The organism is Pseudomonas sp. WS 5503, from assembly GCF_012985385.1.
Taxonomy (GTDB): Bacteria; Pseudomonadota; Gammaproteobacteria; order Pseudomonadales; family Pseudomonadaceae; genus Aquipseudomonas; species Aquipseudomonas paracarnis.
On record NZ_JAAQWI010000005.1, the window covers coordinates 82,999 to 104,102 of the forward strand.

The window sequence follows — 21,104 nt, forward strand, 5'->3', positions numbered from 1 at the left end:
AACCTTAGGCAACGGACAAGCCCAACTCGGACAACAATATCGACGCCTGGGCTTTGGAAATCACGGCGCCTTTGAACAGTTTGGCATCATTGAGGCGAAAACCGCTCAAATCTGCACCGCGCAAGTCGGCACCCGCAAAATTAGCGCCGTTGATGCGGGCATGTGCGAGGCTGCAGTCGACCAGTTCAGCCTTGCGAAAGTCCGTATCCGACAAGTCGCTGTCGGAAAAATCCAGATTCTTGAGCACACTTCGAGCAAACGACAACCCGGATAAAAAGGCACTGTTGAGCAGGGTTTCGCTGAAGCTCAGCCCCAGTGACGCGCAATGGGTGAAATTGGCGCCCGTCAGCTTGCACTGGGTAAAAGTCGCCTGGGACAGTTTGCTGCGCTGCCAACGAGTGTTGTTCAGATCGCAACTGTGGAATTGCGCCTCGAGCAGGTTGGCCGCTTCGAAAATGGCGAGGCCGGCTCGGCAGTTTTTCCACTGAATCCCTTCCAGTCGAGAACCGAGAAACGAGGTCTGGACCAGGGTGCAGCGCTCGAACACCCAGTTGTCCAATGCCATGCGCGACAGGTCGACGCCACTTAAATCTACTCCGATCAAGCGCAAAGGGCCGCTGTGCCGGTCTATCAAGTCTTCCAGCTCATCGCGCTGCAAGGCGCTATCGGCGACGTCGGTGTATTGCATCGGGGCCTCCGAGCATGCGGAAAAAAGAGGGGGCGATTCTAACCTGCCATACCCACAAAAAACCCGGCAGGGCGCCGGGTTTTCTGCAAGGGGAAAAGTCCTACTCCAGAACCGGACCCGTTGCGCCAATAGCCGGCCGCGCCGTGCGCTTGTTCTTGATCCAGTAACACACTGCCATGAACGCTACCCACACCGGGATCGCATATACCGACACCTGAATCCCCGGCATCATCAGCATGATCACCAGGATAAACACCACGAACGCCAGGCAGATGTAGTTTCCATACGGATACCACAACGCCTTGAACAGCGGCACCTGGCCGGTGCGGTTCATGTGCTGGCGGAACTTGACGTGGGAGAAACTGATCATCGCCCAGTTGATCACCAACGTGGCCACCACCAGCGACATCAGCAGTTCCAGCGCGTCATGGGGCATCAGGTAGTTCATCAGCACCGCCACCAGGGTGATCGCCGCCGAGGCCAGGATCGAACGCACCGGCACGCCGCGCTTGTCGATCTTCGCCAGGGCCCTGGGCGCGTCGCCCTGCTCGGCCATGCCCAAGAGCATGCGGCTGTTGCAGTAGGTACCGCTGTTGTACACCGACAGCGCAGCGGTCAGCACCACGAAGTTGAGGATATGCGCGGCGGTGTTACTGCCCAGCATCGAGAACACCTGCACGAACGGGCTACCGCTGTAGGCATCGCCGGAGGCGTTGAGGGTCGCCAGCAGGCTGTCCCACGGTGTGAGCGACAGCAGTACTACCAGGGCACCGATGTAGAAAATCAGGATGCGGTAGATCACCTGATTGATCGCCTTGGGGATCACGGTACGTGGCTGGTCGGCTTCGGCAGCAGTAAAGCCGAGCATTTCCAGGCCGCCGAAGGAGAACATGATGATCGCCATGGCCATCACCAAGCCGCCGACGCCATGGGGGAAGAAACCACCATGCTCCCACAGGTTGCTGACCGAGGCTTGCGGGCCGCCGCTGCCGCTGACCAGCAGGTAGCTGCCCAGGGCAATCATGCCGACGATCGCCACCACCTTGATGATGGCGAACCAGAACTCGGCTTCACCGAAGACTTTGACGTTGGCCAGGTTGATCACGTTGATCAGCACGAAGAAGGCCGCCGCAGAGACCCAGGTCGGAATCTCCGGCCACCAGTAATGCACGTACTTGCCGACGGCCGTCAGCTCCGACATACCCACCAGAATGTACAGAATCCAGCAGTTCCAGCCCGACAGAAAACCGGCGAAACCGCCCCAGTACTTGTGGGCAAAATGGCTGAAGGAGCCGGCGACGGGCTCCTCGACAATCATTTCGCCAAGCTGGCGCATGATCATGAAGGCGATAAAGCCGCAGATGGCATAGCCCAGGATCATCGACGGGCCGGCGGATTTGAGCACCCCGGCCGAGCCCAGGAACAGGCCGGTGCCGATGGCGCCACCGAGGGCGATCAACTGGATATGCCGATTTTTCAGGCCGCGTTTCAGCTCGCCTGAAGAGGAATGGGGTCCACTCATGAAAAGGGTCTCACGCAAGGTTTGAAGAGTTGAATGCAGGTTGCTGCCTTGAATTACCGACTCAAGCAGCGCCGCTCAAACCCCAGCGCAGGCACCAGGAGTACAGCGTCTTTCTAACGGTCATGCGTCACCTGTTTGTTTTTATCTGTGACGAAATCGAACCCGTCCGGCTCGTGGCCAGGCGGAGTGATCAGGGGGATCAAACCCTGAGGTCTTGGCCTTTTGCGTGGGTACGCAAGGGGGGTCACAGTAAAACGCGGCGCATTGTACACCGCTCGACAGCTTCGGCACGCACCGGGAAAGTGCACAGGCAATTCTGTCAGCTAATGCTTACATCGGCGCGCCCCCCAACAACGGTAGGGCAGTTACGTAAATCTATCGTTACACCACGGAAATCCTGCGTTACAGCCAGACTTTGGCAGCCCTCAACGGAATTCTGTCGGAAGGCCACGTCTGAAGAATCGCTTCAGCCAATTTACTGTTTTGCCTGAATAAAAAAATCCGCCAAAAAACAGAAGAAAAAATCCAAATGAAACCGTGTCAATAAATTTTTTGCATTTCGAAACACTCTCTTCTAGGTTCTTTCCACTTGCCCGCGAAGCCCGTGGGTGAGCCGTTCTCAATCAACGTCCTCTAGGAGATACACCATGCAAGCACTGGAAAACGACCTGGAAACCGAACTGCAACTCGACGATTGGTTTGAAGCGCCGACCCATGAGGCCGCCGTTGAAATGATGCAAGCCGATGCCGTTGTGCCTTTTGGCACCGCGATGTGGCCTTTCTAATAACCGGCAGGCATCCGGCAGGCGCTGTGCACGGCGCCTGCCCCCTTACCCAAGGCACCGAAGGACACCCGTCATGGACAAGGCCCGCGCCGTCGAACACTTTCTCTACTACCTTGCTCACCACCCGGCCCTCAACGGCCTGAACCGCCCCACCGTGTTGCTGGGCCATACCGAGCGCTATGACGCCATCGCCCAGGCGATCACCCACGGCAGCGCCGCCCGCTTCAACTTCCAACTGCAACGCCTGGACCTGGCGCCCAGCGACACCCTGGCAAAGGCCATTCAAACCTGTGATCTGTACCTGTTTCTCTACGATTCCTCCACGCTGCCCAACCCACGCGCCGAAGGCCCTGACTTTGTCCGCGCCCTGCAAGGCGTGATGGCCGAGCACTGGAAGAAATCCCTGCTGTTCAAGGATTACGGCGACTATTTTTACGACACCTTCAGCGTCGAGCCCCAACGCATCGCCGACCTCAACGCCACACTGATCCGGCGCATGGCCCAGGCCAACGTGCTGAGTTTTACCGACAAACACGGTTCGCGCCTGGAAGCGCCGATGAGCAGCATCAAGAAGTGGACCAATATCAACGGCGTCGGCAACCACGACCTGGCGCCCGGCGAAATCGCCACCCACAGCGAAGCCATCAACGGCCAGGTGCGGTTTGTCGGCACCTTCCTCAGTACCATCCCCTTTGCACGCAAATACGGCGTGCTGCAATCGCCGCTGGAGTTATGGATCGAGAACTCCACCGTTTGCAGCGTGGCCAGCGAAGTGCCGGGGCTGGCAGATGACTTCAACAAGTACCTGAATGCCAACCCGTCCAACCGTCGCGTGGAGGAGTTGGGGATTGGCACCAATGAAGGGGTCAAGGACCTGTATGCGCGCAATGCCGGGTTTGAAGAGCGTCACTGCGGGCTGCACCTGGGCTTGGGTGGCGGGCAGAAAGGCAGTCATCACCTGGACCTGATCTTTGCCAGTGGGGTATTGGCGCTGGATGACAAGCCGGTGTTTGATGGCGCCTTTGCCTTTTAAAAGACCGTCAGACGTGTAGAGATCCCTGTGGGAGCCGGGCTTGCCCTAATGCCAGTCAGTTAAGAGCTAGAGCAGACAACCAGTGACTTGTGGCGAGGGAGCTTGCTCCCGCTGGACTGCGTAGCAGTCCCATTTTTGGGGCCGCTTCGCGCCCCAGCGGGAGCAAGCTCCCTCGCCACAGTTGCCGATTCTGTCTTAACTGACTGGCATTAGGGCTTGCCCACCGCTATCACAGGCAAGCCAGCTGCCACAGTTGATTGCATTTCGAATGTAGATCGCAAAAAAAACGCCAACCCTAGGGTTGGCGTTTTCGTGCAGCGCTTAGCGCATCACTGCGGCTTCTTGCGGCCAAAACCAGGACGCTGGCCGGAACCGGCCGGGGCGCCACGGCGCTTGCCCGAAGGCTCGTCCGCGACCAGTTTCGGGCCAGGGCGCTTGTTCGCTGCTGGCTTAGCTGGACGCTTGGTGCTGGCGTTGTCGGCCGGGCGATCCGCTTCACCACGGTTGCTGCGACCACCCGCCGGAGCAGGACGCGGCGTACGTGGCGCACGCTCGCCTTCCTGACGCGATGGCGTGGTGGGGCGGCGTTCACCTTCAATGTGCGGCTGACGCGAGATACGACCGCCGGTGGCCGGTGCATCCAGCGCAGGGCGCAGGGTGCGGGCAACACGTTCGGTACGTGGCACTGGGCGCGACGATTTGCGCTGCATACGCTCAAGCTTGTCTTTGCTCTTGGCGTTCATCTGCGGCATGGCAACCGGCGTCAGGCCCACTTCGGCGCTGAGGATATCGACTTCGTACTGGCTCATTTCGCGCCAGCGGCCCATCGGCAGGTCGGAGTTCAGGAACACCGGACCAAAACGCACGCGCTTGAGGCGGCTGACCACCAGGCCCTGGGACTCCCACAGGCGACGCACTTCACGGTTACGGCCTTCCATCACCACGCAGTGGTACCAGTGGTTGAAACCTTCGCCACCCGGCGCCTGCTTGATGTCGGTGAACTTGGCCGGGCCGTCTTCGAGCACCACGCCCGCCTTGAGGCGTTCGATCATCTCGTCATCGACTTCACCACGTACACGCACGGCGTATTCACGGTCCATCTCGTAGGACGGGTGCATCAGGCGGTTGGCCAACTCACCGTCAGTGGTGAACATCAGCAAGCCGGTGGTGTTGATGTCCAGGCGACCGATGTTGATCCAGCGGCCCTCTTTAGGCTTGGGCATCTTGTCGAACACGGTCGGACGGCCTTCCGGGTCGTCACGGGTGCAGATCTCGCCGTCGGGCTTGTTGTACATGATCACGCGGCGCACCGATTCGGCGGCCTCTTCACGCTTGATGACCTTGCCATCAATGGTGATTGCATCGTGCAGGTCGACGCGCTGGCCGAGGGTTGCCTCGACGCCGTTGACCTTGATGCGCTTCTGGGTGATCCAGGCTTCGACGTCGCGGCGCGAGCCCACACCGATACGCGCCAGCACTTTTTGCAGCTTTTCGCCTGCTGGGCCGATTTCCTGGTCTTTCTGGTCTTGGTCATTCATCGTAAGCACCTCCCGGTGGGTCGATTCAGGCGTGGCCTGAGGGTATTGAAAGCGGGGCCTTGGCCAAATAGCTCGGCAAGGGGTCGCGAATCATACGCGCATGGCGCGTGTTGCGCATCACAGACTAGTCGATAACGCCCAGTTCATTTGCTTTTCCGCCGACCGGTGGCCCCCAGGGCCAGCAATCGCAGCTCGGCTTCGGCCAGCACCGTGCGCTTATCGGCTTTATCGAGTTTCTTCCAGGCACGGATTTCACGCTTGCTGCGGCCACAGCCGACGCAGATGTCATCGTTGAATTTGCAGATGCTGATGCACGGGTCTTTCATGGCACTCATGGTCGATCCTCTGTGGGAGCTGGCTTGCCTGCGATGGCATCACCTCCTTGCATCTGAGAGACCGAGGCGCCTGCATCGCAGGCAAGCCAGCTCCCACATGGGTTGCGCAGTGAAAGTCAGAGCCGGTCAGTCTTCGAGCTGTCGGCGTTCGTTTTCGATGGCTTCGGCCAGCGCCCGGGCTTCGTCTTCTTCGTCACTCAGGGGCGGCTGTTCGAGGGCGGCGACGGCGGCCAGGAGCTTTTCCCGGGCTTGGGCCACGCCAAGCACATCGTCTTCGGCTTCGACCTCAGGCTCGGATTCAACGTTCACCTCGGTTTCTGGCTCCGCCGCACCATCACGCAGCAAATCGTCGAAGTCGGTCTTGATCCCCTGCTCCATGTCGTCCAGCTCCAGCAACAACGTATGGAAACTGGTTTCGTCCTTGGGCTCCTCCGGCTCGGCGCTGGCGTCGGCCAGTTCCTGCAGGCTTTGCGGCACCGGCGCGTCGTCGAAGTCGAGCACCGGCTCGGCCTCCATTTCGCGCAGCTCGGCCAGGGGTGGCAGGTCGTCGAGGTTTTTCAGGTTGAAGTGATCGAGAAACACCTTGGTGGTGGCGAACATGGCCGGTTTGCCCGGCACATCGCGGTAGCCAACAATGCGGATCCACTCACGTTCCAGCAGGGTCTTGACGATATGGCTGTTGACCGCCACACCACGCACATCTTCGATCTCGCCCCGGGTGATGGGCTGGCGATAGGCGATCAGCGCCATGGTCTCCAGCATCGCCCGGGAGTAGCGCTGCGGGCGTTCTTCCCACAAACGCCCGACCCACGGTGAAAACTTCTCACGGATCTGCAGGCGGTAACCCGACGCCACTTCACGCAGTTCAAAGGCACGGCCCTCGCAGGATTTGCGCAGGATCTCCAAGGCCTTCTTGAAGACCGGCGGCTCCGGGCGTTCGGCCTCTTCAAAGAGTTCGAACAGGCGCTCCAGAGATTGCGGTTTACCCGAGGCCAGGAGAAAGGCCTCCAGCAAAGGGGCCAGTTCGCGGGGTTCAGTCAGATTCATCGATTCAGCTCGTTATTCGGCTCGCGCCCGCACGTGGATAGCCGCAAAAGGCTCATTCTGCACCAGCTCGACCAAGGACTCCTTCACCAGCTCAAGGATCGCCATAAAGGTCACCACCACGCCCAGTCGGCCCTCTTCGGCAGTAAACAACTCGACAAAGGGCACAAACCCACCGCCCTTGAGACGTTCCAGCACATCGCTCATGCGCTCGCGGGTGGACAGCGCTTCACGGCTGACCTGGTGGCTCTCGAACATATCGCCGCGGCGCAGTACTTCGGCCATGGACATCAGCAATTCTTCCAGACTCACGTCCGGCAGCAACTTGCGCGCGCGCGCCTCGGGAGCGTCGAGCTTGGGCACCACCACATCACGGCCCACACGGCTCAGGCCGTCGATGCCTTCGGCGGCGGCCTTGAAGCGTTCGTACTCCTGCAGGCGGCGGATCAGCTCGGCGCGCGGGTCATCCTCTTCGGCTTCCACCGTCTCCGAGCGCGGCAACAGCATGCGCGACTTGATCTCGGCGAGCATGGCCGCCATCACCAGGTACTCGGCGGCCAGTTCCAGGCGCACCGACTGCATCAGCTCGACATAGCCCATGTATTGGCGGGTAATTTCTGCCACCGGAATGTCAAGGATGTTGATGTTCTGCTTGCGGATCAGGTACAGCAGCAAGTCCAGCGGGCCTTCGAAGGCTTCAAGGAACACCTCCAGGGCGTCCGGCGGGATGTACAGGTCCAGGGGCATTTCCATGACCGCCTGGCCATACACCATGGCAAACGGCAGTTCCTGCTGGGCGCCAGCCTGGGGATCAGCGGCTTCCACGGCTGACATTCAGGCCTCGACCATGAACGGAGCCGGATCGCCACAACCCACACGCACCACTTCTGGCTCGCCATCGGCCAGGTTGATCACCGTGGAGGCCTTGTTGCCACCGTAGCCGCCGTCGATGATCAGGTCGACGTGCTTTTCCAGCAAACGGCGCATTTCGTAAGGGTCGTACAACGGCTCGGTTTCGCCGGGCAGGATCAACGACACGCTCATCAGCGGTTCGCCCAATTCGGCCAGCAGCGCCAGGGCAATCGGGTGTTCCGGCACGCGCAGGCCAATGGTGCGCTTCTTCGGGTGCAGCAACAGGCGCGGCACTTCGCGGGTGGCGTTGAGGATGAAGGTGTAGGGCCCCGGCGTGTGGGCCTTGAGCAGGCGGAAGGTGCCGGTGTCGACCTTGGCGAACAGCCCGAGCTGGGACAAGTCGCTGCAGATCAGCGCAAAGTTGTGCTTGTCGTCCAGCTGGCGCAGGCGTCTTACTCGCTCCACCGCGCCCTTGTCGCCGATCTGGCAGCCAATGGCGTAGGACGAATCCGTCGGGTAGATCACCACGCCGCCGGCACGGATGATCTCTACGGCCTGCTTGATCAGGCGCGCCTGAGGGTTTTCCGGATGAATCTGGAAGAATTGGCTCACGTGCTCTACCTGTTCAGACGGTGGCAATAATGGGGTCATGCTTGAATCGCCCCCACAACAGCGGCAGATCTTCCGGGACCTGGCGATATTCGCCAATCTCGGACCAGCCGCCTGGGCCATGAAAATCACTGCCGGCACTGACCAGCAGACCAAATTCGCGGGCGAGAATCGCCAGGCTGCCGACCTGTTCCGCCGGTTGATGCCCGTTGACCACTTCGATGGCGTGGCCACCCGCACCAATATAGTCGCTGATCAGCTTGCGGCGCTTGCTGCGGGTGAAATCGTAATGCCAGGGATGCGCCAGGCTCACCCAGGCCCCGGAGGCCCGCAGGGTCTGGACGGTGTCTTCCAGGGTTGGCCAGTGCAGCTTCACATCGCCCAACTTGCCGGCGCCCAGCCATTTGCGAAAGGCCTCGGCGCGATCCTTCACATAGCCTTCACGCACCATCCAGTCGGCAAAGTGCGGACGGGCCGGTGCGTTGCCGCTGTCGCCCAATTCCTGCTGGATAGCACGGGCACCGTCGAGGGCACCTGGCATGCCTTTAAGGCTGAGCTTGCGGCTTATTTCTTCGGACCGCAGCCAGCGGCCATCGTGCAATTGGGCAATCGCCGCCACCAAGGGCGGGGCCTTTTGATCAAAACCGTAGCCCAGCACGTGGATGGTGGCGCCGCCCCAGGTGCAGGACAATTCCACGCCGTTGACCAACTGCATACCCAGGGAGTGCGCGGCCTGGCGGGCTTCGTCGAGGCCTTCAAGGGTGTCATGGTCGGTCAATGCCAAAACTCGCACGCCTTTTTCAAACGCACGCGCAACCAGTACCGCGGGCGCCAGGGCGCCGTCGGAGGCCGTGCTGTGGCAGTGCAAATCAACATTCACGGGGGTGTGTAACCTCAAGTCAGCTGGCGCTATCGCAACCAAGGATGTTTGTTATTATGCCGCCACATCCAGCTTCTGGCTCTTACTGTGAAACAATTCATCGACTTCATCCCGCTGTTGCTGTTTTTCATCGTTACCAAACTCGACCCCAGGGTCATCGAAATCGCCGGCCACGAGCTGTCGTTCGGGGGCATCTACAGTGCCACTGCCGTACTGATCATCAGCTCTATCGTAGTGTACGGCGCCATCTTCATCTCGCAGCGCAAGCTGGAAAAAAGCCAATGGCTCACCCTCGTCGCCTGCCTGGTGTTCGGTGGCCTGACCCTGGCCTTCCACAGCGAAACCTTCCTTAAATGGAAAGCCCCTGTGGTGAACTGGCTGTTCGCCCTGGTGTTTATCGGCAGCCACTTCATCGGTGACCGCCTGCTGATCAAGCGGATCATGGGCCATGCGCTGACCTTGCCGGAGCCGGTGTGGGTGCGCCTGAACGTGGCCTGGATCGTGTTCTTCCTGTTCTGCGGTGCCGCCAACCTGTTTGTGGCCTTCACCTTCCAGGACTACTGGGTCGACTTCAAAGTGTTTGGCAGCCTGGGCATGACCGTATTGTTTTTGATCGGCCAGGGCATCTACCTGTCACGCCACCTGCATGACACCACACCGAAAACCGAGGACTGACATGCTCTACGCCATCATTGCCACCGACGTTGCCAACTCCCTGGAAAAACGCCTGAGCGTACGCCCGGCCCACGTCGAGCGCCTCAAACAACTGCAAGCCGAAGGCCGCATGGTACTGGCCGGCCCGCACCCGGCCGTCGACAGCAATGACCCGGGCGACGCGGGTTTCAGCGGAAGCCTGATCGTGGCGGAGTTCGCCTCCCTGGCCGACGCCCAGGCCTGGGCCAAGGCTGACCCTTATGTCGCAGCAGGCGTCTACGCCGATGTAGTGGTCAAGCCGTTCAAGCAAGTCTTGCCTTGAGCCTGGCTGCGTCGAACCTAATCGTTTCGGCGCACTCCTAATGGCTCGAGGCATCACCGGTGGGGCCTTCGCCGCCGACAATGGCTAAATTGAGTGAGTCATGAGCGAGCTGTTACTGATAGATGATGACCAGGAGCTCTGTGAGCTGCTGACCAGTTGGTTGAGCCAGGAAGGTTTCCAGGTACGCGCCTGCCATGACGGCTTGAGTGCCCGAAAAGCCCTGGCCGACAGTGCGCCGGCGGCCGTCGTACTGGATGTTATGCTGCCCGACGGCAGCGGCCTGGAGCTGCTCAAGCAATTGCGCAACGACCACCCGGAGCTGCCGGTGCTGATGCTCTCGGCCCGGGGCGAACCCCTGGACCGCATCCTCGGCCTGGAACTGGGCGCCGACGACTACCTGGCCAAGCCTTGCGACCCACGCGAGCTGACGGCGCGCCTGCGCGCCGTGTTACGCCGTAGCCACCCGGCCGCGGTATCGACCCAGCTGGAACTGGGCGACCTGTGCTTCAGCCCGGTGCGCGGCGTGGTCAGCATCGATGAACAGGAGTTCGCCCTCACCGTCTCCGAAAGCCGCCTGCTCGAAGCATTGCTGCGTCAGCCCGGCGAGCCCCTGGATAAACAGGAACTGGCGCAGATCGCCCTGGGCCGCAAGCTGACCCTGTATGACCGCAGCCTGGATATGCACGTCAGCAACCTGCGTAAAAAGATCGGCCCACACCCCGATGGCCGGCCACGGATCGTGGCGCTGCGTAGTCGTGGTTACTACTACAGCCTCTAAACATCACGCTCAACCCTGGGGGAGCTGGCTTGCCTGCGATAGTGGTGGGCCAGTTAGCATGAGGGTGACTGACACACCGCTATCGCAGGCAAGCCAGCTCCCACCCGCGTTCTCATCAGCCTCGAGGGTTTTGTCAGTTCCTATCAAACCCGTCTTTACCGAAGCTTTACCCTCCCCTGACCGCCGCTGACCTTGCGCTGCGTAACCTACTCACATCCGGACTCACCGGAATAGAGACAGGAGAATCACCATGCGTAAGACCCTTATCGCTTTGATGTTCGCCACTGCCCTGCCCACCGTTGCCATGGCAATGCCGGAAGGCCCAGGCCCGATGGGTGGTCCTGAAAGCCACATGATGGGCGGCCCAGGCCACGGTGAACACGGTCCGCGTGGCAAAGGCGGCCCGTTCAGCCAGCTGGACTTGAGCAAGGAACAGCGCGAGCAGATCCGCAAGCTGATGGGTGACCAATGGCACGCCCGCAAAGACCTGGTCAAAAAGTACCTGGACAAACTGCCAGCCGCTGACCAGAAGGCGATGCAGGACGAAATCGCCGCAGGCAAGCAGAAAACCCAGACCGATATCCGTGCCGTGCTCAAGCCCGACCAGCAGAAGAAGTACGACGAAATCGTCAAGAAACAAGCCGAACGCCGCGCCGAATGGAAAGAGTTCCAGGCCTGGAAAGCCCAGCAAGCGCAAAAAGCGCAATAATGGCCTAGCTTCACCCCAGCCCAGTGGTTCGCGCCGCTGGGCTTTTCCTGTTTGAGGGTTTCCTGTGCGTTCATTGTTCTGGCGTATCCTGGCGAGTTTCTGGCTGGCCATCGCCCTGGTTGCCGGTTTGTCGATCCTGCTTGGGCACATGCTCAACCAGGACGCCTGGATTCTCAGCCGCCACCCTGGCCTCAACAACCTGGCCCAAGAGTGGACGCAGCTCTACGAAACCCAGGGCGAAGACGCCGCCCAGGAGTTGTTGCAGCAGCGCAAGCGCCAGTACCACATCGACGTGCAAGTGCTTAACGAAAGCGGCGACCCGGTGGTGCGCGGCACCTTCCCGCGCCGCGCCGCCGCGTTCGAAGCCCGCCAGAACGACAGCCAGGACGGCCACCTGCCCTGGCGCCGCCTGACCGCCGAGTACACCAGCGCCAAAACCGGCGACACCTACCTATTGATCTACCGTATTCCTCACCCGGAGCTGGACGCCTGGCACCGCAGCAGCCTGCTGTGGCCGCTCAGTGCATTGGCGATTACCCTGGTGGTGCTGACCCTGTTCAGCCTGCTGGTGACCTTGTCCATCACCCGCCCACTCAGCCGTTTGCGCGGCGCGGTGCATGATCTGGGGCAAACCACTTATCAACAGAACAGCCTGGCGCAACTGGCCAATCGGCGCGACGAGTTCGGCGTGCTGGCCAACGACTTCAACCGCATGGGCGCACGCCTGCAAAGCCTGATCGGCAGCCAGCGCCAGTTGCTGCGCGACGTGTCCCACGAACTGCGCTCGCCGTTGGCGCGCTTGCGTATCGCCCTGGCCCTGGCCGAACGCGCCAGCCCCGAAGAACGGGAAAAACTCTGGCCGCGCCTGACCCGCGAATGCGATCGACTGGAGGCCTTGATCAGCGAGATCCTGGTATTGGCGCGGGTCGACGCCGACAACGCCAGCGCCGAAGACATCGACCTCACCCCGTTGCTTAAAACGCTGCAAAAGGACGCCCAACTCAGTGCCCCCGAGCAAGTGGTGCAACTGACGACTGCCAATGACTTGCAGCTTAAAGGCTGGCCGACCATGATCGAACGCGCCGTGGACAACCTGCTGCGCAATGCCCAGCGCTTCAACCCGATGGGCGAACCGATTGAATTGCAGGCCCAGCATCAAGGCGGGCGCATTCTGATCAGCGTACGCGACCACGGCCCCGGCGTTGAAGCCGAGCACCTGAGCCAATTGGGCGAGCCGTTCTACCGGGCGCCAGGCCAGACCGCCCAAGGCCATGGCCTGGGCCTGGCCATCGCCCGTCGCGCCGCCGAGCGCCATGGCGGCAACCTGATCCTGGCCAACCATCCCGATGGCGGCTTTATCGCCAGCATCGAACTGCCCTTGATCCCTGGGGTTGCCACACCGGTGGGATGATCTTCTATAGTGGCCCTTCTCTTACGGAGGGCCTTTGATGACAGACCTGCTGACTCCCATCCAAGCCGCACTCGCTTTACCGCACGCCCCACTGCCCCAGACCCAGGCCGGCGCCTTGCCCTCGACCTTCGCCGTGACAGACCTGGCGGCCGCCAGCATCGGCGCCGCGGGCCAGGCCGTCGCCCAGTTGATTGAGCAACAAACCGGGCGCCTGCCCAGCGTCAGCGTGGATCGGCGCCTGGCCTCGTTGTGGTTCTCCTCGTCGATTCGTCCCGTGGGGTGGCAAGTGCCGCCTTTGTGGGACCCGGTAGCGGGTGATTACGCCAGCGTGGATGGCTGGATCCGTCTGCACACCAACGCGCCCCATCACCGCGCAGCGGCCGAGCGGGTATTGGGGCCTGCCGCTGATCGCGCAGCCATGGCGAGTAGAGTCGCGACCTGGAAAGCCGCCGAACTGGAACAGGCGGTTGTCGATGCGGGCGGTTGTGCGGCGCAGATGCGTAGCTGGCAAGCCTGGCAGCAGCATCCCCAAGGCTTGGCGGTAAACGCCGAAGCGTTGATCCAGCGTCAGGTCTTCGAACCCGGCACCGACAAACCCTGGCTCGGTTCCGCAGCGCGCCCACTGGCCGGCATCAAGGTGCTGGATTTGACCCGGGTGCTGGCCGGCCCGGTGGCCAGTCGTTTCCTCGCCGGCTTGGGTGCCAGCGTACTGCGCATCGACTCGCCCACCTGGAACGAACCTGGCGTCGTCCCGGAAATGACCCTGGGTAAACGCTGCGCCCGCCTGGATCTAACGAGCCACGACGACCGGCAAGTGTTCGAAGCGTTGCTCAAGGACGCCGACATCCTGTTCCACGGTTACCGCGCCGATGCCCTGGAGCAACTCGGTTATACCCTTGGCGAACGTCAGCACATCGCCCCCGGACTGATCGACGTCAGCCTCAACGCCTACGGCTGGAGCGGCCCATGGCGTAATCGGCGTGGCTTTGACAGCCTGGTGCAGATGAGCAGCGGGATTGCCGAGGCGGGCATGGCCTGGAAACAGACGGATAAACCGCTGCCGCTGCCGGTGCAGGCGCTGGATCACGCCACCGGCTATTTGATGGCCGCCAGTGCGATCCGGGCGTTGGCCGAGCGCCTGGACTCCGGACGCGGCGGTTCGGCGCGCTTGTCGTTGGCGCGTACGGCGAAGTTGCTGGTGGAGGCCGGGCAAGTGCCACAGCAAGCGGCATTGCGCGAAGAAGATATCAATGACCAAGGCCTGGTGGTGGAGCAGACAGCCTGGGGCCAGGCCCACCGGCTACTGGCGCCGCTGAGCATCAGTGGCACGCCGTTGCAGTGGGATTTGCCGGCGGTGGAACTGGGTTCGCACCGGCCTCAGTGGTGACTAATACCCTGTAGGAGCGAGCTTGCTCGCGAAGGTCGCCAACGATAACGCGGGAAACCTGATACACAGCGGCGTTCTCAGGTTTTTCGCGAGCAAGCTCGCTCCTACAGGGTTGTCCACAAATGCTGCGCCGCATACGCCCTCAACGGCCGCCACGCCTCGGCCCGCGCCAATAACTGCCGCGCCGACACCGGTCCACCTTCCAAGGCTGCCAAAGCATTGATCAGCCCGATATCCCCCGACGCAAACGCATCCGCCTCGCGCAACTGGCGCATGGCGATGTACTGCGCGGTCCACTCTCCAATCCCCGGCAATGCCACTAGCCTTGCAACGCCGTCCTGGAGGCTGGCCTTGGGTTCGAAAAGCTGTGGATCATCCAACAGCGCCTGGGCCACACCAGACAACGTACGGCCCCGCGCCTTGGGCATGCCCAGGGTCGCCAGGTCCGCCGCAGCCAACACTTCAGGTGTCGGAAACAGGTGGGTAATACCGGCGTGCGGGGTTTGCAGGGTCTGGCCATACTGCGCCACGAGCTTGCCCGCCAGGCGAATCGCCGCCACCACGGTGATCTGCTGGCCCAGCACTGCACGCATCGCCAGTTCCAATCCGTCCCAGGTGCCAGGCAACCGCAGGCCAGGGCGGGCCGCAACCAGTTGCGCCATCAGGGGGTCTTGCGACAATTGCGCGTTGATCACCTCAGGCACCGCGTCCAGATCAAACATCCTGCGCAAGCGCCGCTCGATCTCAGGCATCGCGGCGGGCTCGGGAAAGTCGACCGTCACCTCCAGCCAATCCCCCGCGCCCGGTTCGACGCTGACCCAGCCATGTCGCCCCGCCACACTGATACTGCGCCGATACACGCCGGCGACCACGGTTTCCAACCCGGTAATCGCCCGCGCCGATAGGAACCCCAGCATCGCCGCCCAGTCGTAGGGCGGTTGATACGCCAATCTCACAGTGACAATACCCCGCTATACAGCCCATACGCGGCTAACCCGGCGCCCGCGATCACGCCGCTGAAAATGCCTTTTTCCACGGTGGTAAACAAGGGTTGGCCCTGCTCGCGCTTGGCCAGGGCAAACAGGATCACACCCGGTGCGTACAGCAACGCCGACAGCAGCAAGTACTTCAAGCCCCCCGCATACAGCAGCCAGATCGCATAACCGAGGGCAACCAGCCCCACCAGCAGATCTTTCATGCGCCGACGCTGCCAGCCTGCATAGGTTTCGCCGCGCGCGCTCAACAGCACCGCATAGGCCGCCGACCACAAGTAAGGCACCAGGATCATCGAGGACGCCAGGTAGATCAGAGTGGTGTAGGTGCTGGCTGAAAACAGCGTGATCACCAGGAATGCCTGGATCATCACGTTGGTCAGCCATAAGGCATTGACCGGCACCTGATTGGCGTTTTCCTTCTTCAGGAACGCCGGCATGGTCTTGTCCTGGGCGGTGGCATAGAGGATTTCCGCGCACAGCAGCGCCCAAGAGAGCAACGCGCCGAGCAGCGAAACCGCCAGGCCGATACTGATCAATACCGCGCCCCAAGGCCCGACGATATGTTCCAACACACCGGCCAGGGACGGGTTCTGCAATTGCGCCAGCTCCGGCTGGCTCATGATGCCCAGGGACAACACATTCACCAGCACCAGCAAGGCCAGCACGCCCACGAAACCAATCACCGTGGCGCGCCCCACGTCCGAGCGTTTCTGCGCCCGCGCCGAATACACACTGGCGCCTTCGATCCCGATAAACACAAACACCGTGACCAGCATCATGTGGCGCACCTGCTCGACCACGCTGCCCATCTGCGGGTTACCCATTCCCCAGATATCGCGGGTGAAAATATCCGCCTTGAATGCAACGGCGGCGATCACGATAAACATCAGCAGCGGCACGATCTTCGCCACCGTCGTCACCTGATTGATGAACGCTGCCTCTTTGATCCCGCGCATCACCAGAAAATGTACGGCCCACAGCAACAGCGACGCGCAGCCGATGGCAAGCGGCGTATTGCCCTGGCCGAACGCCGGAAAAAAGTAGCCGAGGGTGCTGAATAGCAAGACGAAATAACCGACATTGCCCATCCACGCACTGATCCAGTAACCCCAGGCGGATGAAAAGCCCATGTAATCGCCAAAACCCGCCTTGGCGTAGGCATACACCCCGGAGTCCAGTTCGGGCTTACGGTTCGCCAACGTCTGGAACACAAAGGCCAGGGTCAGCATGCCGATGGCGGTGATCGCCCAGCCGATCAAGATGGCCCCCACTTCGGCACGGGCAGCCATGTTCTGCGGCAATGAAAAGATGCCGCCGCCAATCATCGAGCCCACCACCAGGGCGATCAGGGCACTGAGCCGAAGTTTCTGGGCGGGTTGGGTCATGCAGCTTCCTCGAAATAAACGGTTGGGCGACAACTGCGCACATAAGTAATTCAGATTAATGACGTTGTCATAACATAAGGATATGTAAAGGTAGGAAGTTTAGGCTTATTTAGAATTTAAATACGTCAATTATGAAGCGATAGTCAAACAACGTACAAAAAATTTGCACATTCGCAAATACGAACTAGCGTCAACACCCATGTCCTCGACCAAATGATTAACCACAAAGCAGAGAGCGCTCTATCAAGCGCCTTTGCGGGACTTGTTCGCCCGCAAAAACCTCACCCTAAGTCGTTAATTCACAATGGAATGTGCCAATGAAGTGATCTGAGTCAGCTGTTTGATTAGCGCACGGAATTATTCTGTGGTCTCTCTTCTCCTGCATTGGAGTCATGCAATGTCTGAAACTCCCGGAAAACTTCGACTAGGCGCCCTGGTCGCACTTGTCGTCGGCTCGATGATTGGCGGTGGTATCTTTTCATTGCCACAAAACATGGCCGCCAGCGCCGATGTCGGTGCAGTGTTGATCGGCTGGGTAATTACCGCCATCGGCATGCTGACCCTCGCCTTCGTGTTCCAGACCCTCGCCAACCGCAAGCCTGACCTCGACGGCGGGGTATACGCCTACGCCAAGGCCGGTTTCGGCGACTACATGGGCTTTTCATCCGCCTGGGGCTACTGGATCAGCGCCTGGCTGGGCAACGTCGGCTACTTCGTGTTGCTGTTCAGCACCTTGGGCTATTTCTTCCCGGTCTTTGGCGAGGGCAATACCCCGACGGCGGTGATCGCTGCGTCAGTGCTGTTATGGGCCGTGCATTTCCTGGTGCTGCGCGGGATCAAGGAAGCGGCGTTCATCAACCTGGTGACCACCGTCGCCAAGGTGGTGCCGCTGCTGCTGTTCGTGCTCATCGCGCTGTTCGCGTTCAAGCTGGACATCTTCACCGCCGACATCTGGGGCGTGAAAAACCCGGACCTGGGCAGCGTGATGAACCAGGTGCGCAACATGATGCTGGTCACCGTGTGGGTGTTTATCGGCATCGAAGGCGCGAGCATCTTCTCGTCCCGTGCCGAGAAACGCAGTGACGTGGGCAAGGCCACCGTGATCGGCTTTATCACTGTGCTGCTGTTCCTGATGCTGGTGAACGTGCTGTCCCTGGGGATCATGACCCAGCCGGAACTGGCCAAGCTGCAAAACCCGTCGATGGCCGCCGTGCTGGAGCATGTGGTGGGCCACTGGGGCGCGGTGCTGATTAGCGTGGGCTTGATCATCTCCCTGCTCGGCGCGCTGCTGTCCTGGGTGCTGCTGTGTGCGGAGATCATGTTCGCCGCCGCCAAGGACCACACCATGCCGGAGTTCCTGCGCAAGGAAAACGCCAACCATGTGCCCGTCAACGCACTGTGGCTGACCAACGCAATGGTGCAGATATTCCTGGTGATCACGCTGTTTTCCGCCAGCACCTACCTGTCACTGATCTACCTCGCCACCTCGATGATCCTGGTGCCTTACCTGTGGTCGGCGGCCTACGCCCTGCTGCTGGCGGTGCGCGGCGAGACCTACGAGAACGCCCTCAAAGAGCGCAGGAAAGACCTGTTCATCGGCGCCATCGCCCTGATCTATGCGATCTGGCTGCTGTATGCCGGCGGCACCAAATACCTGCTGCTCTCCGCCCTGCTCTACGCCCCCGGCGCGATCCTGTTCGCCAAGGCCAAGCGTGAACTGGGCAAACCGATTTTCACCCCCGTCGAGAAGCTGATTTTCGCCGCAGTGGTCATTGGCGCCCTGGTGGCGGCCTATGGGCTCTACGACGGCTTCCTGACCCTGTAATTGTTGTTCACTGGAGGATCTGTAATGACCACGGAAAAAGTGAAGTACGGCGTACATTCCGAAGCCGGCAAACTGCGCAAAGTCATGGTGTGCTCCCCAGGTTTGGCCCACCAGCGGCTGACCCCCAACAACTGCGACGAGCTGCTGTTCGATGACGTGCTGTGGGTGGCCCAGGCCAAGCGCGACCACTTCGACTTCGTGACCAAGATGCGCGAGCGGGACATTGATGTGCTGGAAATGCACAACCTGCTCACCGACATCGTCGCCAACCCCGAAGCGCTGGACTGGATCCTGGAGCGCAAGATCACCGCCAACACGGTAGGCCTGGGCCTGGTCGATGAAGTCGGCTCGTGGCTGCGCAGCCTGGAGCCGCGCAAAATCAGCGAATACCTGATTGGCGGCGTATCGGCCGACGACCTGCCGAGCAGCTTCGGTGGCAAGACCATCGAGATGTTCCGCGATTTTCTCGGCCACGCCAGTTTCATCTTGCCGCCACTGCCCAACACCCAGTTCACCCGCGACACCACCTGCTGGATCTACGGCGGCGTGACGCTCAACCCGATGTACTGGCCGGCGCGCCGCCAGGAAACCCTGCTGACCAGCGCCATCTATAAATTCCACCCTGAGTTCACCAACGCGGACTTCCAGATCTGGTACGGCGACCCCGATCAGGAACATGGCGCCGCGACGCTGGAAGGCGGCGACGTGATGCCGATTGGCAATGGCGTGGTGTTGATCGGCATGGGTGAGCGCTCCTCCCACCAGGCCATCGGCCAACTGGCGCGCAACCTGTTCCAGAACAAAGCCGTGGAACGCGTCATCGTTGCCGGCCTGCCCAAATCCCGCGCCGCGATGCACCTGGACACCGTGTTCAGCTTCTGCGACCGCGACCTGGTCACCGTCTTCCCCGAAGTGGTCAACCAGATCGTGCCGTTCACCCTGCGCCCTGACGAGAGCAAGCCCCACGGCATCGACATCCAGCGCGAGAAAACCAACTTCCTCGAAACCGTGGCCGCAGCGCTCAACCTCAAGGCGCTACGTGTCGTCGAGACCGGCGGCAACAGCTTCGCCGCCGAACGCGAGCAATGGGATGACGGCAACAACGTGGTGGCCGTGGAACCGGGCGTGGTGATTGGCTACGACCGCAACACCTACACCAACACCCTGCTGCGCAAGGCCGGTGTGGAAGTGATCACCATCAGCGCCGGTGAACTCGGCCGTGGCCGTGGCGGCGGCCACTGCATGACCTGCCCGATCATCCGCGACCCTATCGACTATTAAGGAGATTCCATCATGGCTTTCAATATGCGCAACCGCAGCCTGCTGTCGCTGATGCACCACACTACCCGCGAGCTGCATTACCTGCTGGACCTGTCCCGCGACCTCAAACGCGCCAAATACACCGGCACCGAGCGCCCGCACTTGCAGGGCAAGAACATCGCGCTGATCTTCGAAAAAACCTCGACCCGCACTCGCTGTGCCTTCGAAGTCGCGGCCCATGACCAAGGCGCCCACGTCACCTACATCGACCCGGTGTCGTCGCAGATCGGCCACAAAGAAAGCATGAAAGACACCGCCCGTGTACTGGGCCGGATGTTCGATGCCATCGAGTACCGTGGTTTTGAGCAGGAAATCGTCGAAGAGCTGGCCAAGTTCGCCGGTGTGCCGGTGTTCAACGGCCTCACCGCCGAATTCCACCCGACCCAGATGATCGCCGACACCCTGACCATGCGCGAACACAGCGACAAGCCGCTGCATGACATCAGCTACGCGTACCTCGGGGACGCCCGCTACAACATGGGCAACTCGCTGCTGATGATCGGCGCCAAGCTCGGCATGGACGTGCGCATCGGCGCGCCGAAAGCGCTGTGGCCCCATGAAGATTTCATCAAGCAATGCCAGGCCTTTGCTGAGGAAAGCGGCGCACGCATCACCATCACCGAAGACCCGAAAGAAGCCGTGAAGGGCGTGGACTTCATCCACACCGATATCTGGGTGTCCATGGGCGAACCGGTGGAAGCGTGGGACGAGCGCATCGAGCAACTGCTGCCGTACCAGGTCAACGCCAAGATGATGAAAGCCTCGGGCAACCCTCGGGTGAAGTTCATGCATTGCCTGCCGGCGTTCCACAACAGTGAAACCAAGGTCGGCAAGGACATCGCGGCGCGCTATCCGCACCTGGCCAATGGCGTGGAAGTGACCGAAGAGGTGTTCGAGTCGCCGGCCAATATTGCCTTCGAGCAGGCGGAAAACCGCATGCATACCATCAAGGCGATTCTGGTGTCGGCGTTGGCGGATATCTAACCCCACTCTGATCGTTCCCACGCTCCGCGTGGGAATGCAGCCAGTGGC

21 protein-coding genes and 1 pseudogene are annotated in these 21,104 nt (G+C 61.0%); 12 read left to right on the forward strand and 10 right to left on the reverse strand.

Features of this window, described 5'->3' with window-relative positions; genetic code table 11:
* Positions 1–4 precede the first annotated feature (4 nt).
* Both HBO10_RS14645 and HBO10_RS14650 read right to left on the reverse strand, forming a co-directional pair.
* Entirely contained in the window at positions 5–688 is a 684-nt protein-coding gene (locus tag HBO10_RS14645; protein ID WP_034128537.1) for a pentapeptide repeat-containing protein, read from the reverse strand.
* Positions 689–788: 100 nt separating this feature from the next.
* On the reverse strand, positions 789–2,210 hold the full coding sequence (locus tag HBO10_RS14650; RefSeq protein ID WP_034128538.1) for an amino acid permease: 1,422 nt from the start codon (positions 2,208–2,210) through the stop codon (positions 789–791).
* Between the two features lie 647 nt (positions 2,211–2,857).
* On the opposite strand from HBO10_RS14650, the gene HBO10_RS14655 reads away from it, so the two are divergent.
* Together HBO10_RS14655 and HBO10_RS14660 are read left to right on the forward strand one after the other, a co-directional pair.
* Positions 2,858–2,995 (forward strand): hypothetical protein, encoded by a 138-nt coding sequence (locus HBO10_RS14655; RefSeq protein ID WP_003175756.1) that lies wholly within the window; start codon positions 2,858–2,860, stop codon positions 2,993–2,995.
* A gap of 73 nt (positions 2,996–3,068) precedes the next feature.
* Positions 3,069–4,028 carry a hypothetical protein gene (locus tag HBO10_RS14660; RefSeq protein ID WP_034128539.1) on the forward strand — a complete coding sequence of 320 codons (960 nt, stop codon included), beginning with the start codon at positions 3,069–3,071 and terminating at the stop codon, positions 4,026–4,028.
* A 329-nt stretch (positions 4,029–4,357) separates the two neighbouring features.
* Here the strand turns inward: HBO10_RS14660 and rluB are convergent, their stop codons facing one another.
* The 6 genes from rluB to HBO10_RS14690 form a co-directional block, all read right to left on the reverse strand.
* On the reverse strand, positions 4,358–5,566 hold the full coding sequence (rluB, locus tag HBO10_RS14665; protein ID WP_014719681.1) for a 23S rRNA pseudouridine(2605) synthase RluB: 1,209 nt from the start codon (positions 5,564–5,566) through the stop codon (positions 4,358–4,360).
* A gap of 143 nt (positions 5,567–5,709) precedes the next feature.
* Positions 5,710–5,901, reverse strand: a complete 192-nt coding sequence (locus HBO10_RS14670) for a DUF1289 domain-containing protein (RefSeq protein WP_034128540.1) — start codon at positions 5,899–5,901, stop codon at positions 5,710–5,712.
* Between the two features lie 126 nt (positions 5,902–6,027).
* Positions 6,028–6,948, reverse strand: coding sequence for an SMC-Scp complex subunit ScpB (gene scpB / locus HBO10_RS14675; protein ID WP_034128541.1), 921 nt, complete (start codon positions 6,946–6,948; stop codon positions 6,028–6,030).
* A gap of 12 nt (positions 6,949–6,960) precedes the next feature.
* Positions 6,961–7,659: a ScpA family protein gene (locus HBO10_RS14680; RefSeq protein WP_164365898.1), complete on the reverse strand. Its 699-nt coding sequence runs from the start codon at positions 7,657–7,659 to the stop codon at positions 6,961–6,963.
* A gap of 120 nt (positions 7,660–7,779) precedes the next feature.
* Positions 7,780–8,409, reverse strand: coding sequence for an L-threonylcarbamoyladenylate synthase (locus tag HBO10_RS14685; RefSeq protein WP_003193796.1), 630 nt, complete (start codon positions 8,407–8,409; stop codon positions 7,780–7,782).
* Between the two features lie 13 nt (positions 8,410–8,422).
* Positions 8,423–9,286 (reverse strand): PHP domain-containing protein, encoded by an 864-nt coding sequence (locus HBO10_RS14690; protein WP_003193798.1) that lies wholly within the window; start codon positions 9,284–9,286, stop codon positions 8,423–8,425.
* An 87-nt stretch (positions 9,287–9,373) separates the two neighbouring features.
* On the opposite strand from HBO10_RS14690, the gene HBO10_RS14695 reads away from it, so the two are divergent.
* From HBO10_RS14695 to HBO10_RS31330, 7 genes and pseudogenes are all read left to right on the forward strand, one after another.
* The gene (locus HBO10_RS14695) at positions 9,374–9,961 is read left to right on the forward strand and encodes a septation protein A (protein ID WP_034128542.1); all 588 of its coding nucleotides are present in this window, start codon (positions 9,374–9,376) and stop codon (positions 9,959–9,961) included.
* 1 nt (position 9,962) lies between these two features.
* Complete coding sequence (locus HBO10_RS14700) at positions 9,963–10,262, forward strand: YciI family protein (RefSeq protein WP_034128543.1); 300 nt, start codon at positions 9,963–9,965, stop codon at positions 10,260–10,262.
* Between the two features lie 100 nt (positions 10,263–10,362).
* A complete protein-coding gene (locus tag HBO10_RS14705; RefSeq protein WP_003193803.1) occupies positions 10,363–11,040 on the forward strand; it encodes a response regulator transcription factor in 678 nt (225 codons plus the stop codon).
* 250 nt (positions 11,041–11,290) lie between these two features.
* Entirely contained in the window at positions 11,291–11,749 is a 459-nt protein-coding gene (locus HBO10_RS14710; RefSeq protein WP_034128544.1) for an LTXXQ domain protein, read from the forward strand.
* Between the two features lie 64 nt (positions 11,750–11,813).
* Entirely contained in the window at positions 11,814–13,160 is a 1,347-nt protein-coding gene (locus tag HBO10_RS14715; RefSeq protein WP_034128545.1) for a HAMP domain-containing sensor histidine kinase, read from the forward strand.
* A gap of 37 nt (positions 13,161–13,197) precedes the next feature.
* Entirely contained in the window at positions 13,198–14,547 is a 1,350-nt protein-coding gene (locus tag HBO10_RS14720) for a CoA transferase (RefSeq protein WP_034128546.1), read from the forward strand.
* Between the two features lie 22 nt (positions 14,548–14,569).
* Positions 14,570–14,656: pseudogene (locus HBO10_RS31330) on the forward strand (outer membrane lipoprotein carrier protein LolA); the annotation flags it as partial.
* Here HBO10_RS31330 and HBO10_RS14725 read toward each other — a convergent pair.
* The gene (locus tag HBO10_RS14725; RefSeq protein ID WP_034128547.1) at positions 14,652–15,503 is read right to left on the reverse strand and encodes a DNA-3-methyladenine glycosylase; all 852 of its coding nucleotides are present in this window, start codon (positions 15,501–15,503) and stop codon (positions 14,652–14,654) included. The pseudogene HBO10_RS31330 and the gene HBO10_RS14725 sit on opposite strands and share 5 nt — an antisense overlap.
* Positions 15,500–16,927: an arginine-ornithine antiporter gene (gene arcD, locus HBO10_RS14730; RefSeq protein ID WP_034128548.1), complete on the reverse strand. Its 1,428-nt coding sequence runs from the start codon at positions 16,925–16,927 to the stop codon at positions 15,500–15,502. Before arcD (HBO10_RS14730) ends, HBO10_RS14725 begins: the two co-directional genes overlap by 4 nt.
* A gap of 397 nt (positions 16,928–17,324) precedes the next feature.
* On the opposite strand from arcD (HBO10_RS14730), the gene arcD (HBO10_RS14735) reads away from it, so the two are divergent.
* From arcD (HBO10_RS14735) to HBO10_RS14745, 3 genes are read left to right on the forward strand one after another with little or no spacing between them, the layout of a single operon-like run.
* Complete coding sequence (gene arcD / locus HBO10_RS14735) at positions 17,325–18,752, forward strand: arginine-ornithine antiporter (protein WP_014719693.1); 1,428 nt, start codon at positions 17,325–17,327, stop codon at positions 18,750–18,752.
* Positions 18,753–18,776: 24 nt separating this feature from the next.
* Positions 18,777–20,033, forward strand: a complete 1,257-nt coding sequence (gene arcA / locus HBO10_RS14740; protein WP_014719694.1) for an arginine deiminase — start codon at positions 18,777–18,779, stop codon at positions 20,031–20,033.
* Between the two features lie 12 nt (positions 20,034–20,045).
* On the forward strand, positions 20,046–21,056 hold the full coding sequence (locus HBO10_RS14745) for an ornithine carbamoyltransferase (protein ID WP_014719695.1): 1,011 nt from the start codon (positions 20,046–20,048) through the stop codon (positions 21,054–21,056).
* The last annotated feature ends 48 nt before the right edge of the window (positions 21,057–21,104 follow it).

Excerpts from the sequence above, each read along its gene's own strand:
- HBO10_RS14650 (WP_034128538.1), bottom strand. The coding sequence starts at position 2,210 with ATGAGTGGACCCCATTCCTCTTCAGGCGAGCTGAAACGCGGCCTGAAA.
- arcD (WP_034128548.1), bottom strand. The coding sequence starts at position 16,927 with ATGACCCAACCCGCCCAGAAACTTCGGCTCAGTGCCCTGATCGCCCTG.
- HBO10_RS14645 (WP_034128537.1), bottom strand. The coding sequence starts at position 688 with ATGCAATACACCGACGTCGCCGATAGCGCCTTGCAGCGCGATGAGCTG.
- scpB (WP_034128541.1), bottom strand. The coding sequence starts at position 6,948 with ATGAATCTGACTGAACCCCGCGAACTGGCCCCTTTGCTGGAGGCCTTT.
- rluB (WP_014719681.1), bottom strand. The coding sequence starts at position 5,566 with ATGAATGACCAAGACCAGAAAGACCAGGAAATCGGCCCAGCAGGCGAA.
- HBO10_RS14700 (WP_034128543.1), top strand. The coding sequence starts at position 9,963 with ATGCTCTACGCCATCATTGCCACCGACGTTGCCAACTCCCTGGAAAAA.
- HBO10_RS14670 (WP_034128540.1), bottom strand. The coding sequence starts at position 5,901 with ATGAGTGCCATGAAAGACCCGTGCATCAGCATCTGCAAATTCAACGAT.
- HBO10_RS14710 (WP_034128544.1), top strand. The coding sequence starts at position 11,291 with ATGCGTAAGACCCTTATCGCTTTGATGTTCGCCACTGCCCTGCCCACC.
- arcA (WP_014719694.1), top strand. The coding sequence starts at position 18,777 with ATGACCACGGAAAAAGTGAAGTACGGCGTACATTCCGAAGCCGGCAAA.
- HBO10_RS14720 (WP_034128546.1), top strand. The coding sequence starts at position 13,198 with ATGACAGACCTGCTGACTCCCATCCAAGCCGCACTCGCTTTACCGCAC.
- arcD (WP_014719693.1), top strand. The coding sequence starts at position 17,325 with ATGTCTGAAACTCCCGGAAAACTTCGACTAGGCGCCCTGGTCGCACTT.
- HBO10_RS14745 (WP_014719695.1), top strand. The coding sequence starts at position 20,046 with ATGGCTTTCAATATGCGCAACCGCAGCCTGCTGTCGCTGATGCACCAC.
- HBO10_RS14660 (WP_034128539.1), top strand. The coding sequence starts at position 3,069 with ATGGACAAGGCCCGCGCCGTCGAACACTTTCTCTACTACCTTGCTCAC.
- HBO10_RS14655 (WP_003175756.1), top strand. The coding sequence starts at position 2,858 with ATGCAAGCACTGGAAAACGACCTGGAAACCGAACTGCAACTCGACGAT.
- HBO10_RS14705 (WP_003193803.1), top strand. The coding sequence starts at position 10,363 with ATGAGCGAGCTGTTACTGATAGATGATGACCAGGAGCTCTGTGAGCTG.